General features: G+C 52.0%; 11 protein-coding genes. 3 read left to right on the top strand and 8 right to left on the bottom strand.

Annotation, left to right across the window (positions count from 1 at the left end):
* Positions 1–75: 75 nt before the first annotated feature.
* Positions 76–789 carry a DUF6683 family protein gene (locus tag F7P81_RS03035; RefSeq protein WP_151158525.1) on the top strand — a complete coding sequence of 238 codons (714 nt, stop codon included), beginning with the start codon at positions 76–78 and terminating at the stop codon, positions 787–789.
* A 20-nt stretch (positions 790–809) separates the two neighbouring features.
* Here the strand turns inward: F7P81_RS03035 and F7P81_RS03030 are convergent, their stop codons facing one another.
* A complete protein-coding gene (locus F7P81_RS03030; protein ID WP_151158524.1) occupies positions 810–2,597 on the bottom strand; it encodes a monovalent cation:proton antiporter-2 (CPA2) family protein in 1,788 nt (595 codons plus the stop codon).
* A 132-nt stretch (positions 2,598–2,729) separates the two neighbouring features.
* On the bottom strand, positions 2,730–3,473 hold the full coding sequence (locus F7P81_RS03025; RefSeq protein ID WP_151158523.1) for a hypothetical protein: 744 nt from the start codon (positions 3,471–3,473) through the stop codon (positions 2,730–2,732).
* Positions 3,474–3,743: 270 nt separating this feature from the next.
* On the opposite strand from F7P81_RS03025, the gene F7P81_RS03020 reads away from it, so the two are divergent.
* Positions 3,744–4,424 carry a lysozyme inhibitor LprI family protein gene (locus F7P81_RS03020; RefSeq protein WP_151158522.1) on the top strand — a complete coding sequence of 227 codons (681 nt, stop codon included), beginning with the start codon at positions 3,744–3,746 and terminating at the stop codon, positions 4,422–4,424.
* Between the two features lie 117 nt (positions 4,425–4,541).
* On the opposite strand, the gene F7P81_RS03015 is transcribed toward F7P81_RS03020, so the two are convergent.
* From F7P81_RS03015 to F7P81_RS02990, 6 genes are all read right to left on the bottom strand, one after another.
* The gene (locus F7P81_RS03015; RefSeq protein ID WP_151158521.1) at positions 4,542–6,938 is read right to left on the bottom strand and encodes a TonB-dependent receptor; all 2,397 of its coding nucleotides are present in this window, start codon (positions 6,936–6,938) and stop codon (positions 4,542–4,544) included.
* A 165-nt stretch (positions 6,939–7,103) separates the two neighbouring features.
* Positions 7,104–8,063 (bottom strand): FecR family protein, encoded by a 960-nt coding sequence (locus F7P81_RS03010; protein WP_151158520.1) that lies wholly within the window; start codon positions 8,061–8,063, stop codon positions 7,104–7,106.
* Positions 8,060–8,590 (bottom strand): RNA polymerase sigma factor, encoded by a 531-nt coding sequence (locus F7P81_RS03005; RefSeq protein ID WP_151158519.1) that lies wholly within the window; start codon positions 8,588–8,590, stop codon positions 8,060–8,062. Before F7P81_RS03005 ends, F7P81_RS03010 begins: the two co-directional genes overlap by 4 nt.
* A gap of 305 nt (positions 8,591–8,895) precedes the next feature.
* On the bottom strand, positions 8,896–10,017 hold the full coding sequence (locus tag F7P81_RS03000) for a porin (protein ID WP_151158518.1): 1,122 nt from the start codon (positions 10,015–10,017) through the stop codon (positions 8,896–8,898).
* Between the two features lie 153 nt (positions 10,018–10,170).
* Complete coding sequence (locus F7P81_RS02995; RefSeq protein WP_151158517.1) at positions 10,171–12,357, bottom strand: OmpA family protein; 2,187 nt, start codon at positions 12,355–12,357, stop codon at positions 10,171–10,173.
* A 205-nt stretch (positions 12,358–12,562) separates the two neighbouring features.
* On the bottom strand, positions 12,563–13,894 hold the full coding sequence (locus F7P81_RS02990; protein ID WP_183956622.1) for an aminotransferase-like domain-containing protein: 1,332 nt from the start codon (positions 13,892–13,894) through the stop codon (positions 12,563–12,565).
* 102 nt (positions 13,895–13,996) lie between these two features.
* On the opposite strand from F7P81_RS02990, the gene F7P81_RS02985 reads away from it, so the two are divergent.
* Positions 13,997–14,959 carry a substrate-binding domain-containing protein gene (locus F7P81_RS02985; protein WP_151158516.1) on the top strand — a complete coding sequence of 321 codons (963 nt, stop codon included), beginning with the start codon at positions 13,997–13,999 and terminating at the stop codon, positions 14,957–14,959.
* The last annotated feature ends 45 nt before the right edge of the window (positions 14,960–15,004 follow it).

The raw sequence follows: 15,004 nt of genomic DNA, 5'->3' as shown, positions 1-15,004 counted from the left end.
ATGGACACAGAAAAATCATCTGCTACCATGATCTGAATATTCTGAGCTTTCCTCAACGTGATACGGAGAGATTGCGTGAGTAGCAAACGCCTCTGCTGGGCGGTTATCCTGTTCCTCGGAGTGCCGAATTCCGGCATGGCGCAGGATTATCTGTTCCAGAATTTTGCGGCAAGTGATGCGCTCGGACAGATGCATCAGTCCATGCGTGATAATATGATGCCCTCTGCGCGGGAGCGCCCTGCACCGCAGAGGAAAAGCAAGCAAAGAGCGGTTTCCACAACCTATCGGGTATCTCCGGCTGTATCATTACGGGTGCAAAGACAATTTACGGATTTCGTGGAAAAAACATCGGGACGTCAGGCCGGACAGCAAGTGCGGGAAATCTTCCGCAAACGTAATCCGGTCGCCAGCTGGGTCAGTATTGTTAAGGCGGACGGATTTCGCTCCGGCGATGTGGTTGATGCCGTTGCTGCCTATCTGATCCTGAACTGGATGATGGCCAATGGCAGCGATAATAACCAGCAGCAAGCGAGTGCTGTGCGGCAGCAAATCCGGCAGGCCTTGAGCAATAATCCGGGATTTTCCCGCTTGGGTAATGATGAGCGTCAGGCGCTCGCAGAAACCTCAATGCTGAATTTTCTTGTCCAGCATGCGGCCTATATTGATGCGCTCAAACGCGGTGACAAAGTGATGATCCGCCGTCTTAGTGATGCGGCGGTTGCCCGTTTTCAAAACCAGATGAATATGAACCTGCGGGAAGTGAAAATAACCGCAACGGGCTTCCGGTAAAGTCTGATGCATGCTGACGGTTATTGAGGCGTATCTTCTGCGGTGCTGGTCCTTGCCGGTTGGGTCAGCGGTTCCGGCACAGGAGTGCCGGTGAGCAATTGTTCGCGTCCGGAAAAAATGTCACCCTGAACCTGTTCCGTCAGACGTTTGGCATCGCGGCTGCGGATATCATAAAGCGTATCAACCGCGCTTTCATCATCAAGACCGAGCTGGCGCAGCCCTTCCATACCGAAGAGCAGTGCGGATTCAAAGGTTTCGCGCAATTCGAAATCAACACCGGCCTTGCGCAATTCAATGGAATGGGTTCGGTCAAACGATCGTACAAGAAGTTTTGCAACGGGAAAATGCTGTTTAATCAGATCAACAATGTGATTGGTCACTTTGGGATCATCAATACAGATCATAATGATTTCAGCTTCATCTGCGCCGGAATGATGCAAAATGTCGAGCCGTGAACCGTCGCCATAGAAAATCCTGAAACCGAATTTCTGCGCTTCACGGATACGGTTCGGGTCGGATTCAATGATGGCGACTTCTGTCTGATGTGCCAGCAACAATTGTGACGCAATCTGTCCGAAACGCCCGAAGCCGATCAGCAAAACCCTGCCTTTCAGATTGCAAACCGGCTCCACGCCGTCGAGGGAAACGGTTTCCTGTTTCATAAATCTTGCGCCTGCCAGCAGGATCAGCGGCGTGACGGCCATGGACAGAATAATCACCGTTGAAAACAAAGCATTGTCGCGGGCATCGATAAGGCCGTTGCCGAAAGCTGAAGTGTAGAGCACGAAAGCGAATTCACCGCCCTGCGCAAAGAGCAGGGTACGTTCCAGTGAATGATGGTGACTTGAGCCGAAAAGCCGTGCAACACTGTAAATTCCGACGGCTTTGGTAAGAATATAGGCAATCAGAAATAAGAGGATCGTCGGCCAGTCGGTTGCGACAATGCCGAGATCGAGCGACATGCCGACGGCAAGAAAAAACAGTCCCATTAAAAGCCCTTTAAAAGGCTCAATGTCGCTTTCAATCTGGTGGCGATAACTCGATCCGGAAAGCATTACACCGGCCAGAAAGGCACCCATTGCCATGGAAAGGCCGCTGGCTTCCATCAGCAATGCGGCTCCGAGCACGACAATCAGGGCACCGGCCGTCAGAACTTCGCGGGCACGGGCGCGCGCCAGCAAGGCAAAAAACGGATCAAGCAACCATCGCCCGACGGCGATCAGCAGCAGAATGGCACCGACGGCAATTGCGATACCGGTCAGGCCGCTGGCCTCCTGCTGCTGGGGTGCAAGAAAAGCCACCAGTGCCAGCAGAGGTACGATCATCAGATCTTCAAGCAGCAGAATGGAAACGGCTTTTTGTCCTTCAGGCGTCGCGATCTCACCGCGTTCCTGCAGCATGGACATGATGACGGCTGTCGAAGAGAGGACAAAACCCGCTCCGGCAATCAGGGCTGTGACGGGCGCAAGCCCGAGAAGCATTCCGACACCGCTGAGCAGGGCGATACAGCCAAGCACCTGCGCCAAGCCAAGGCCAAAAATCTGATGCCGCATCGTCCAGAGTTTACTCGGGCGCATCTCCAGTCCGATGACAAAGAGAAACATGACAACGCCGAGCTCGGAGAAATGCAGAATTGTGGCAGGGTCGGTAAACAGCCCCAGAATGGATGGTCCGACAAGAGCACCGGCAGCGAAATAGCCAAGTACAGAGCCCAGACCAAGTCTGCGAAAAAGCGGTACAGCCGCCACACCTGCTGCGAGAAGTACCACTGCCGGTCCGAGTGTTTGTCCAAGCCCTTCTGCTGCCATAGACGCTCCGTTCCGAATGTTGGATTTTAAGTATTGCTTATATAAAAAGACATTATTTTTCTATTGCGGTCAATATAATTGCCGAAGGGGAAATCCCCTCCGGCCGGTTTGCGGGTGTTTTCATCCGGTAGTTCAGCAGGAAGGAACGCGGCTCTGACCTTCAAGGGTGAAGCGCCCGTCTGCGCCGCGCTTATAGACTTCCTGAAAATTCTCTGATCCGCTCTTGTAGGAAACCGTAATGCTTTTGCCCTTTTCAGCGGCAGTAATCATGCCGGTAATTTCTTTGGCTGTTGCTTCATCACGGGCATCGGAGAAAGCGACTGGGATGCGTGCGATTTCAACAGGACCGGATGCGCCAAGTTCGGTCAGAACGCCGAATGAGCAGAAAAGTCCCTGTCCGCCGCCACCGCCTTCTGTGTAGAGAACCGGCGCGTCAGCAATATCTGCGCTCCATCCCCAACTGTCTGCGGGATTACCGACAACGCCTGTCATGCCGACATTCAGCCATTCACCCTGAGATGTATAGGGATATCGCGGTTCGCCTGCATCATGATCCAGATAATGGACAGCATTGAGACCTGAACAGGCCTGACTGGTGCATTCATTGGCACCGGTGCTCACAAGGGCAACACGGGTATCAGATAGCGGGATGAATGCTAAAGGCACAAAAAGGAAATTATCATCGCCGACTGTGACTTTGGCCTCACTGCGCGCAGCTTTCGGGAATGCAACTTCAAAGGCTGCGGGCACACCGGCGGGAACGACATCGCGGTTTACGGCTGTTATTTCAAACAAGGGTTGAGCAGAGACTGCAACTGCCGGAACGGTCAGGAAAGTGGCTAGGCCGCAAATGAGGGTAATATTGCGATATCTCATATAACCGCGACTCCAATAATGTTATTGTGTTGGCGTAAACTTTACGGGGCTCATAAAGAGCATTGTTTTTATATCTGGCGCAACAGGAAACAACAAAAACTGCTGGAAGATATAATTTTGCAATTATTGTTTCGATGTCAAAATTGTTGCTGATGAAATTGTGTAATCTATTGTGATGCGCTGATGCGGTTTTATGGAAATTCATTTTTGTATAGCTTGTTGATATTCGGTCTGACGACCGGTTCATATTTGCACTGAAAGGCTTTCATAATGCTGATTTCTTTTATGCATAAATCCGGCTGGGCGCTGGCGGCTTTAACCGCAGGTTTGATGACGGCTCAGGCTGCACCTTCCTTTGATTGCGCAAAAGCATCCGGTGATGTCGAGAAGGCTATTTGTGCATCTGCGGAGATTGCTGCAGCTGATAAGAAACTTGCTGAAACCTATGCGGAATTGCTGAAGAAGCTGGATAATGAAGCGGCCGCAGCCCTGAGGAATGATCAGCGGCAGTTCATTGCAGACAGAGATGAACTTTTCACTCTGACCACACAAACGCAGGAGAGGCTGACTGAGCGGCTTGAGTTCACTTTGACCAACAGGGAGAAAATCCTCGGTACTGTTGAGCCAACGCCTCCGGCGGGATTGCAGGGTACATGGCGTAACAATAATGCGCTGCTCACAATCTCTGCCGATAAAGCAGGCAAGCTTACATTCGACGGTAATGGTACTGAACAGGTCACAGGCTATTGGACATGCAATGCTGAAGGTGTTGTAGAGCCTGACGGCGAAGCAAAAGGGAAAGTTGCGGTCGATAATGGCTGGACGATAGAGCTGATCCGTGCAGGTTCAGTCTTGAAGCTCACGGAAAACGGGCCTTCCGGCACTGTGCCTTATTGCGGATTGAACGGTGCAATGGCCGGTACATATTTCTATGTCGGTGCTGCACACTAAAGCTTCGTGCCCCCGTTGGACGCACAAGGGGCGCACAAAACTCGCTCTGGCACTTTAAAATTATGCTCTAAGCGGAGCGCTGAAGTATCATCAGCGCTCCGATCATTTTTATGCGGATCAGAAACGCAGTGTCATGCCGCCGATAACCGTGCGGCCACGGCCGAGTTTTTGTGCATCCATATATTGCGCAGGCTTGTAAGCCTGATTGGTGATATTCTCAATATTGAGGAAGAAGGTCGCATTTTCATTATATTTGTAGGATGCATAGGCATCTGCAAGCATATAGCCTTCAACATCAATCAGCTGAGGTCCCATCGGCGGTTTCACCGCTTTGGTCTTGCCGACACGGCGGATTTGTCCACCGATTGTCAGTTTTTCATCCAATGCGCGGAAACCGGCATTAATGGTCACAGTATAGTCCGGCAGACCATTCAGCTCGCCAATACCAAAACCGTCTGACCACATGCCATAAGGCAGATCTGTTTTGGTTTTTGAGTAGGAAATACCGGCAAAAGCAAAACCGCTGTCATAATTGGCTTCCAGTTCAAAACCTTTGATACGGGTTTTACCCGGTATATTGATGAATTTCAGCATCGGCATATTCTTCATCGAGTAAGGGCCCGATGTGATGTAATTTTCGACATCATTGCTGAAATAATTGGCTTTCATGCGCAGGGCATCGCCGGAGGCCAACACATTCTTTTCCAGCACATTCACACCGAATTCCCAACCCTTGCTGGTCTCGCCTTCGAGATCAGGATTAGGACTGGTCGGGTTTGGTGTCTTGCCATGTGCGCCAGGGAAGAAAGTTTCAGTCACAGTCGGCGGACGGAAGGTTTTCGCATAGGTGCTGTAGAGCTGGATGCCGTTCACAGGTGTTACAGCCAGTGTTACCCGCGGGTTGAGGCTGCTGTCAGACCGATCGATCGCTTCAAGCACGGTTTCGCTGCCGCGTTTTCTGGCAACATCACCCTGCAGCCGGAATGTGTCATAGTGGAAGCCGGTTGTCAGATCGAACATGCCATAGGAGAAAGTCGCATCGGTAAACAGGCTGCCAATGCCGATTTTGCCGTCTCCGGGGCCGCCTGTGCCCCAGGACTGACCATTGGTCACATCATCATGATAGTATGCACCGCCATAGGTCAGTTTCAGCGCAACATCATTGGTCAGATCCAGATGGCTGCGATTGGTGACATCAATCCCCATACCCTTATCGCGGGTGAACTGCCCTGCATAATTTCCTTCCGTAAATCTGACCTGCGCATCATTATAATAGGCGTTAGCGGTCAGATCGATCAGGTCATTATCGGGCGTGAAATCATAACGCGCCGTATAAGTCTGATTGCGGTAGGTCTGCGGTTCACTGCGTATTGTGGATTTATTATTATACCAGACACCGCCCAGCAGCAGCTTGTGATCCTCACCATTGCCAAATTCCAGTTTGGCAAGGCCGGATTTCAGATCTTCCTGCTGGTTGGGATTGATCAGGCGGCGGCCTTTTTCATCCACCCCGCTTTTCGGTGCACCGGAGTCGCGACGGTTGAAAGCGCCCATAATACCGATGCCGTTTTGCGTGCGAGCACCGGCTGCAGCCATTCTTGACCAGTCATAGGCATTATTGCCGAATTTAATGGTCGACATGGCACCATAGGAATTGCCGGGCAAGATCACATCATCAATACCCAAAGTGCGGAAATTGGCCGCCCCGCCCAGCGTGCCGACACCGGCAGCACCACCCAGAGAACCGCGCCCCATATCCATTCCGGCCAGCAGATCACTGTCGACAAAGGCAGAGCCGCCGGACACGCCATGTCCCATCACGCGGATATTCTGGCGGGCACCGTCAATCATCATATTCACACGGCCATAGCCTTCCATGCCGCGTATATTGACCGCAACACCGGCACCGGACATTGCCTTGCGGGTAAATGTGCCTGCAGATGCGCGCAGGGCATTATCAATATTACCGGCATTCTTCTCCTGAAGTGTAGCCGCATCAATGGAGGTTACCGCCGCAGTTGTTTCATAAGGAGCATCTTTACCGGCAACCAGACCGCTGACACTCGGCGTGCCGGTGCTGACGGTAATCACATTCAGCTGCACATCCGCATCACCTGCCTTTGCCGCATTCTGTGCGCCGGGGCGGATCAGGGTGAAAGAGCGCGCATCATTGCGGCGATAGGAATAGCCTGTGCCGCTGAGCATTTGTGCAAGCGCCGCATCGATACTCAGCTTGCCTCGCACGGGTGCGGTGCGGATATTGGCGGGCAGGGTGCCGTCAACAAGAATATTCGTGCCGGTTTGCGCTGCAAAGCGCACAATCGCTGAAGACAGTGGTTGTGCAGCAAGCGAAAAGTCACGTTTTGCTTCTGCGGCAGCCGTCGCAGTTGCTTCAGGCTGCTGTGCATGAGCCGCAGGCATCATGAGTGCAGCAATCGCCACAGAACAGGCCCAGATTTGCGGACGCAAAATCATACGCTTTTTGAGGTTTCCGCTTTTTACCGGCAATGGCATTCCGTTTCTCCAGATCAGCAAACAGGTTCTGACTGTAAGACGGAAAGCTTTTGTGATTTTCTGATAAAAATTATCATATTTTTAAAAATAATTTGAAAGCGCAGTTTTCCGCTAATTTGAAAGTGTTAGAGCGACCTATGTGTGCCAAGTCTGGCACACGGCGCTCTAGGCGCTATAAATCAGCGTGCCCCATAGTGGTATATGGCGGGCCTTAATCGGCAATGTTTGGGTGAGTTGTGTCAAAACCGTATCAATATCCTGAATATTGACAACCAGTGTCACCGGACGTTGTGCAAGGCTGCTATCCATTAATATCAGCTGCTCTGCCGACCAGCGATTGAGCACCTGAACAATATCACTCAAAGGCTTGTCGATGAAAACCAGCCGTCCTTCCAGCCATGACAAATCAATCTGGTCGTCCGCAGGTAGCGGGGCGCTGATCTGCTGCTTTTCATAAGTGAGTTTTTGTCCCCGCTGCAACGTGACGGATTGTGCAGCATAATCAATGCGAACAGCATGTTCTGTCACCAGAACTTCAGCCAGATCATTGAGCAAAGCGATATTGAATTTTGTGCCAAGCGCTGTCACACGGCCGGAAGCTGCCTGAACAGTGAAAGGCGCCTGACCGCGTGCAACGCTGAAATAGGCTTCGCCGTGATGCAGGATAATATTGCGCTGCGTCTCTGTTATTTTGACGGACAGAGCAGTGCCGCCGGACATATGAATTTGCGAACCGTCCGCTAAAGCCACAAGACGGCGCTCACCGCTGGCAGTTTGAAAATCCGGTGCGGTTGTTTTCATCACGCCATAGCTGCCTGCACCAAAAGCGGCGAGCAACAATAGCTTGCCGAAATTGCGCCGGTTCATGCGGCGCGTTGTCTTGCGCTTTTGCATCCGGTGCATCTGCGCTGTACCTGCCCAGAGTATTTCTGCTTTTCTATAGGCCTCGGCATGGTGCGGATCGGCTGCAATCCAGCGCCGATGCGCGGCTATTGTCTCTGCACCGGCTTGTCCGTCACTCAGCACTGTAAACCAGTCGATTGCCCTGCGCATCACCGGATCGAGTGCCTGTTCGGCCTCAGCGCTCCAGTGTTCATTGTCGCTGATATCTGGTTTGGTGGTCATGCGCGTTTACCTGTCGGGCCGTTTTCCGCCTGACTGATGCGATATTGCAGATGGATCATCACGCGGTTCATCTGGCTATAGGCAGTTTGCAGCGGCAGATGCAATTCACGGGCAATGTCAGCAAATGTCTTGCCGTCAAGCCGCATGAGATAAACCCGACGCGGAATATCCGGCACTTCCGACAAAGCCTGTTCGAGTATGCGCATGAATTCAGCACTGATCAAAATTTCATCGGCCAGCGGCGCGGGATCGGCAAATGTTTCGCTTAATGCGGCGGTGTGGCCTGCCAGCGGGTTCAGTTTCTGGCTGCGGGCATGGTCGGTCTGCAAGTTAGCAGCTACGCGGAAAAGATAGGCTTTGTGATTATCGGGCAGGGTTGCAAATTTATTTTTACGCGCTGCTGTCATCAGGCGCAGAAAAGTCTCCTGAGTCAGGTCTGCCGCCACATCCTGCGCAGCACCGCGGCGACGCAGGAAACGTTGCAGTTCTGCGCTGTAATTTCTAAAAAGGGAGGTGAAGTTCCACATTATCAGGTCAAAAACTACCGCTGCCGCATAAAGGATTCTGTCAGGAATTTTATGTGTGTAGTAAATATGACTTAAATAATCAAGTTAATCTATGTATTTGTATCCAGCTAATAAATGCCTCGCCGGAGATAAATGATCGGCAGGGGGCAGATACAAAAAAACACGGTGAAAAGTCTCCTTTTCACCGTGTCTTCCCAACGTGGCTTTCATTATTAGTTTTTCAAAGACTGGAGGTCAGAAGAACTATTAAATATCCACGTTTGTTAAAGAGACTTGTCGTTGAAAAATCTCCTTAATACTATTCATCAGAAGGAGCGCTGGAAACGAACCACACCGCCGACAGCATCTTTTTCACCACTGAGAATACGAACAGGATGGTCTTTTTTCCATGTGGTGTAGTTGAATTCCGGAGTGATGGTGAAACCCGGAACCAGCTGATAGGCGACATTCGCAGCAAAAGCAGTTTTGCCCCAATCTTCATAAGCAGCCTGAATGTTGAAAGTCGCATTGTCGGTTGCTTTGTACTGCGCACCACCCCAGACAGCCCAGTCACCACCCCAGTTTCCATACATGCCGGTATTTTCTTCATAAGAAGCGTAACCGCCCTGCACCCACAGGGAGAGTGTGTCTGTTACATTCACATCAAGGCGAACTTTACCGGCCCATTCTTCAAGATTGGAGTCATAGGCGACAGTACCTGCAATAGCACCCCAACCCTGTTCAAATTTCAGGCCGCCAACCATATGCGGCATATAGCTGTCGATACGGTTGTTGAAATCGCGCTGCAGCCAAACACCGGAGGCATCATCATAATAATTATCTTGCCCTTTATCGCCGCCTTGTTCGAGCGATATGATAGCTGAGAAACCATTGCCGCCGGCAAAAGTGTAGCTGATCAGATTGGTGCGGTAATAACCGGCTGCAACCACGTCATCATTGATGATGTCGCCGAGATATCCGGTGAAAGTATGAAATGCGGATTCATCCAGCCCCATCCGTAGACCGCCAAGCTGTATATAGGCATAATTCAGCGTATGGGCGCCCTGTGAACCATTTGAGAAGTTGAAGCGGTTTTCAGTAAAAGTTTTGAGCGTGCCCAGTTCGGTTTCCGAAGTGGTATAGGTGCGCAGAGTGAAACGTGCGAGTTTATCCCAAGTGTCTTGATGGTCGCCATTCGCATCAACATAACCGAGCTTGCTGCCGGTGTAGGGATCATCGCCGCCAGCTGCCTGATAACGAACATAGCCGCCGATGCGTAAGCAGGTTTCTGTGCCGGGAATGTAAAAATAGCCCGCGCCGTAAGCATCGCAAACGCGCACATATTCCACGGCTTCCGGTTCCGGCGCAATAACAGCGTCGGCGGCCTGCGCTCCGGTTGCCGCAATAAGTGCAGCAGCAGAGCCAAGAAGAAGACTCTTAATAGTCATGGCGTTTATCCCGCTTAGCTTTGTCAGTGTGAAATCTACTGGCTAAAGTTTACGGGTTGTGCTCGCTCTTACTACTGTAGAATCTTGCAGGATGCGGTGTAAATTTCAGAAAGCCGGTCAGGAATTGACGCCTGACCGGCTTGTTTTTGCATTTTATTTGCGTGCGACTGGGCGGACCAATGGTGTCACGCGTCTGATGGTGACGCGGCGGTTTTCCTGCTCGGCAGCTTGCGTGCGGATTTTCAGGAATCGTTCGCCATATCCCTGCGTTACAAGGTTTTCTGCCGGAATGTCATAGACTTCTGTCAGCAGGCTGGCCACGGATTCCGCGCGCTGGTCGGACAGCACGAGATTTGAGCGGTCAGAGCCGATAGCGTCTGTGTGCCCTTCAATGAAGAAGGTTTCACCAGGGTCTTTGGCGAGCACTTTTTGCATTGCACTTGCAACTTTGCGCAGGGTTTTGGCCTGCGACAGTGAAACTTCGGCACTGCCGGTGGCAAAGTGAACTGTATCCAGATCGATACGGCGCACCTTGTCACGCAGACGCGCGGAGTGACGAACCTCATCAATCGTGTAGACACGTTCAACCCGTTCTACAGGCGGCTGAGCAAGGAAGTCATAGAAGTCGCGTTCCGGATCTGCAGCGACATCAATAATATAGTCACTGACAGGAATGGTCAGCCGCATCGGCGGCAGATCATATCCGACATCGAAGATCGCCGCACGCGGAGTGTCATCATATTCAGGTGCATAGATCATCAGATATTCATTGCCGTCACGGTCGATACGTGAGCGCTGCAGAATATCACCGTAACGGTCATAGATGGTTACGATCTCATAGCCGCCGGGGCGCACAATGGTTTCACGCAGGCGGCCGCGCGGCAATTCATCATAATAGGAACGCTCGGCATCACGACGCAGGCGGGGACGATCATCGCCACGGACGAAGATGCGGTCGCCCGTCTCCAGAATGATGCGGTTATCGATTTCCTCAACGACTTTCACATTGGTGATATTGTTGATTGTCGTGTTGTTAATAACGGTATTATTCACAACCGTATTATTGATGATATTTGTAGTGTCCGGAACCACAAAGGCTGGTGCATCTTTGATGCGCGTGCCTTCTTCTTTGAGATTGGCTTCAATCTGCTGCGGCAGGTTTTCAGAGATCGTGGCCGGAATTTCAACCTGAGCAGCGGCATCATTCACAGGCGGAGGCGTATTCTGCTCCTCGGCTGCACGCTGTTGTTCACGCTGTTTACGGCGCTCTTCTCTGGATTGGTTGCCGCCGAAATTATCCGCATCCTTATCACTGTCAAGAATGGCGGCTCCGTTTTCAACGGGCAGAACAATGGTTTCATCTGTGCTGGCAGGATCTTTGGCAATCTCCTGCTTTTGCTCAGGTGTACGCTCGTCAATAATTTCAGCTTTCGGTTCGGCAGGCTGTGTGTTTTCAGGCTGCTGAACTTCCTGCTCCGGCTGTGGCTGCTGCACCGGCTGCTCCGGCTGTTTGGCCGGTTCAGCCTCTTGTTCCTGAGGCTTTTCATCCGTCACAGGCGGCAGAGGGTCAGGTTGCTCAGGTGTTGTCTGAGGGACAGGCTGTTCTTCCGGTTGCTTTACAGGCTCCTGTTCGGTTGGTGCAGGAGGTGTTTCTTCGGATGGAGCAGGCTGAGGCGCAGGTTCCGGTTTAAGTTCAGGCTTTGGTTCTGGCGCTGGCTTCGGCTCCGGGCTTTCCTTGGGCTTGGGTTGCTCTGCTGCCTCTGTGGCCTGCTTTTCTGCTTCTTCGTCTATAACTTTTTGCTGGTCAGCATTTTTCTGCTGTTCCGCAGCGTCCTGCTGTGCCCGTTCTGCAGCTTGTTTTTGTTCTTCTGCCTGTCGTTCAGCTTCTTCCTGAGCGGCTTTCTGCTGCTGTTCGGCTACACGTTTTGCCTCTTCTTCGGCCGCACGTTGTTGCTCGGCGGCACGTTGCTGTTCTGCAGCCTGTCGTTCAGCTTCTTCCTGAGCGGCTTTCTGCTGCTGTTCGGCTGCGCGTTTTGCCTCTTCTTCGGCCGCACGTTGTTGCTCGGCGGCACGTTGCTGTTCTGCAGCCTGTCGTTCAGCTTCTTCCTGAGCAGCTCTTTGCTGCTCTTCAGCTGCCCGTCGCGCTTCCTCTTCGGCTGCGCGTTGTTGTTCCTCAGCCTGTTGCTGACGCAGCATCTGATCGTCAGCCGGCTGTTCGCTGTTTTCCTGTGCGAGGATGATCGGGGCTTCTGATGTGCCGGCCTGAACAGGCTGCATCATGATGGAAGCCGAGAAAGCCGGAAAAACAACTGTTGCGAGCAGTTTAGAACGAAAACTCATAATCCCTCTCCTTAGGAAGGCAGAAATTGCATAGGTTGCATTTCGTCAATTCCCGATCGAAATAACACTTAATTGCCGGTGCTTATTATTTGCTGATTTATGGCAAATTTCGGCGATATGAGGAAATGGTTAGTTCACGTTTTATGAACCTTTGCTGAATGTCAGAGAGCAGAGGTCTTATGAGTATAGTAAAATCCGGCCGTTACTAAGCCGGTTTGCTGGCGAGAAATGCAGCTCGCGCGACATCCTCTACCTGATGATCCTGTAATGTGCTGGTTGCAATACGCACGGCTGCCAGCGGGCGGACGGAGAATTTGGAACCCGGTGCCACGGCAATATTGCGGGCGGCCAGCGTAATCAGTGCAAATTGTTCGGATTCTACCGGCATCAGACAGCACAGACCATGATTGTCCGGAATGTTTTTGCCGTGAGCGGCCAGTGCCTGCTGAAAATGGCTGGCACGCTGCCGGTAAATCTGTTTTGCCTGCTCCAGATTATGTTGCGTTGCCTCATCTTTGAGCAGCCATGCAACTGCCGATTGCAGAATGCGGCTTGTCCAGCCGGAACTGAAACTACGGTAAGACTGGATTTGTTCAACAAGGCTGGTTGAGCCGGAGAGAACTGCCAGACGCAAATCAGGACCTAAAGTCTTGGAATAAGACAGAATATGGACCACCCGATCAGGAAAACGTGCGCCGAGTGTCTGCCGTGGAGCCATAGCAATATCGGCAACACCGTCATCTTCAATGATGAGTGTATCATGCCCTTCCAGAACATCACCCAATGCCATCAACCGTTCTTTGCTCATGCAATGGCTGGTCACGGAATGAACCCGTGGCTGAAACAGAAACGCGGCAGGTTTCTGCTCCAGAGCAGATGCGAGAGAAGAGGGTAGCGGGCCCTGATCATCACAGGTGACGGGAATGATTTTAGCGCCGAAATCTTCAAGAATATCAAGAAGGCGCATCGCAGTCGGATCTTCAATGGCGATGGATGATCCGGGCGTTACAAGGGCATGAATAAGCGTATAAGTGGCATTATAGCCGCCATTGGTGGCCAGAAAGGCTTCCGGCTCATAAGGCCAGTCGCGGCGCACAGCCTCTTCAAGCTCAGGTAATATGCGCACACGCTGATAGCTGTTGAGACCCTCCGCCTGCGCACCATGGCGCAAAGCCTGTTCCAGTGATGGCAGTAGAGCTGTGTCCGGTATGGCCATTGAAAGATCCAGCACATCATCGCCGTAATTGCCGAAGCTCATCAATCGTGCCGGTTTTGCTGCAAAATGATCGCCGCTGACCCATGTGCCGTTGCGGCCTTTGCCATTGATAATCTTGAGCTTACGCAATTCGCTCAAGGCCTCGGAGATGGTGGCGGGGCTGATCCCCAGAACATAAGCCAGATCGCGGATCGGCGGTAATTTAGTGCCGACCGGCAAGGCGCCGCGTCTGATTAATCCTGCCATGTCGCGGGCAATGCCGCGCATCGTGCGGTCTTCAAGGTGGCGGGCAAACCACTCGCTGGAGAAATCAGGCACCATAACTATTTATCCGATTTAATGTTCAGTAACATAATAACGTTTGATCGGTTCAATTTGAACATTTAACTTCATTTGTACAGAGGAAATTTTGAGGGAATATTTATGCCGGTTAAATTGCGTATCGCTGTGCGTGACTGGGATTATCTGACACCGCTGGCTTTGGGCGATGTGCGTTCTGAAAAACTTGATGTGATTGTTGATCGTGTGGGCACGCTGGTTTCTCATCCGGGAGAAGATGAGGCTCATGAAGCGTCCGAAATGTCATTCAGCCGCTACGTTTCTTTGCGTGATGAGGGTGATACCAGCATTACCGGCATTCCGAATTTCATCATGCGCGGTTTCCGTCATCGTTGCATCATCACCAGTACAGACAGCGGTATTACCGGTTTTGAACAGCTGAAAGACAAGAAGATCGGCGTCACCGGCTGGCGTGATTCCGGCAATACATGGACACGTGCTGCGCTGCGCCGTCATGGCATCGGGGTTGAGGATGCCTATTGGTACGCAGGCCGCCTGACAGAAGCACATCCGGTTACAGATCGTCTGGACGGTTTTGGCCGTGCAGGCCGGATTGAAGCCATGCCGGGCGAGCAGCCGATGATGGATGCCCTGCGCGAAGGTGTGCTGGATGCGGTATTTACGCCCTTTATGCCGGATGGTTATTTTGGCAAAAACTCCGGTTTCCGTCAGGTGTTGACCGATTTCCGCAGTGCGGAGCTGGCCTATTATAATGATGTCGGTTACGTGCCGGGCATGCATCTGATGGGTATCAAGCCGGAAATTCTGGCAGAACATCCGTGGGTGGCGCAGGAACTGAGCGATCTTCTGGATGAAAGCCAGCGTGTGTGGACAGCAAAGCGCCGCAAATATGCGGAAACCACGCCGTGGATGCTCGATGAATTGCTGAAATGCGCACAGGATTTGCCGGAAAACTGGAATGTCAGCGGTATCGCCGCCAATGAGGCGATGATCAATGATTTCGCTGAGGAATTGCATTTGCAGGGTATTTTGCAGCGCAAACTGAGCGTTGAAGAACTATTTCCGTTTTATGCCAACAAGGCGTGATTGCGCCAGCCAAAGCGTATCCCGAAAAGTGCGAAGCGGTTTTCG

The sequence above is a fragment of the Pseudochrobactrum saccharolyticum genome, from assembly GCF_008801715.1.
In the GTDB taxonomy this organism is placed as follows: Bacteria; Pseudomonadota; Alphaproteobacteria; order Rhizobiales; family Rhizobiaceae; genus Pseudochrobactrum; species Pseudochrobactrum saccharolyticum.
The sequence above is the reverse complement of the archived record's forward strand: the minus strand, read 5'-3'. Positions and strand labels throughout refer to the sequence as shown.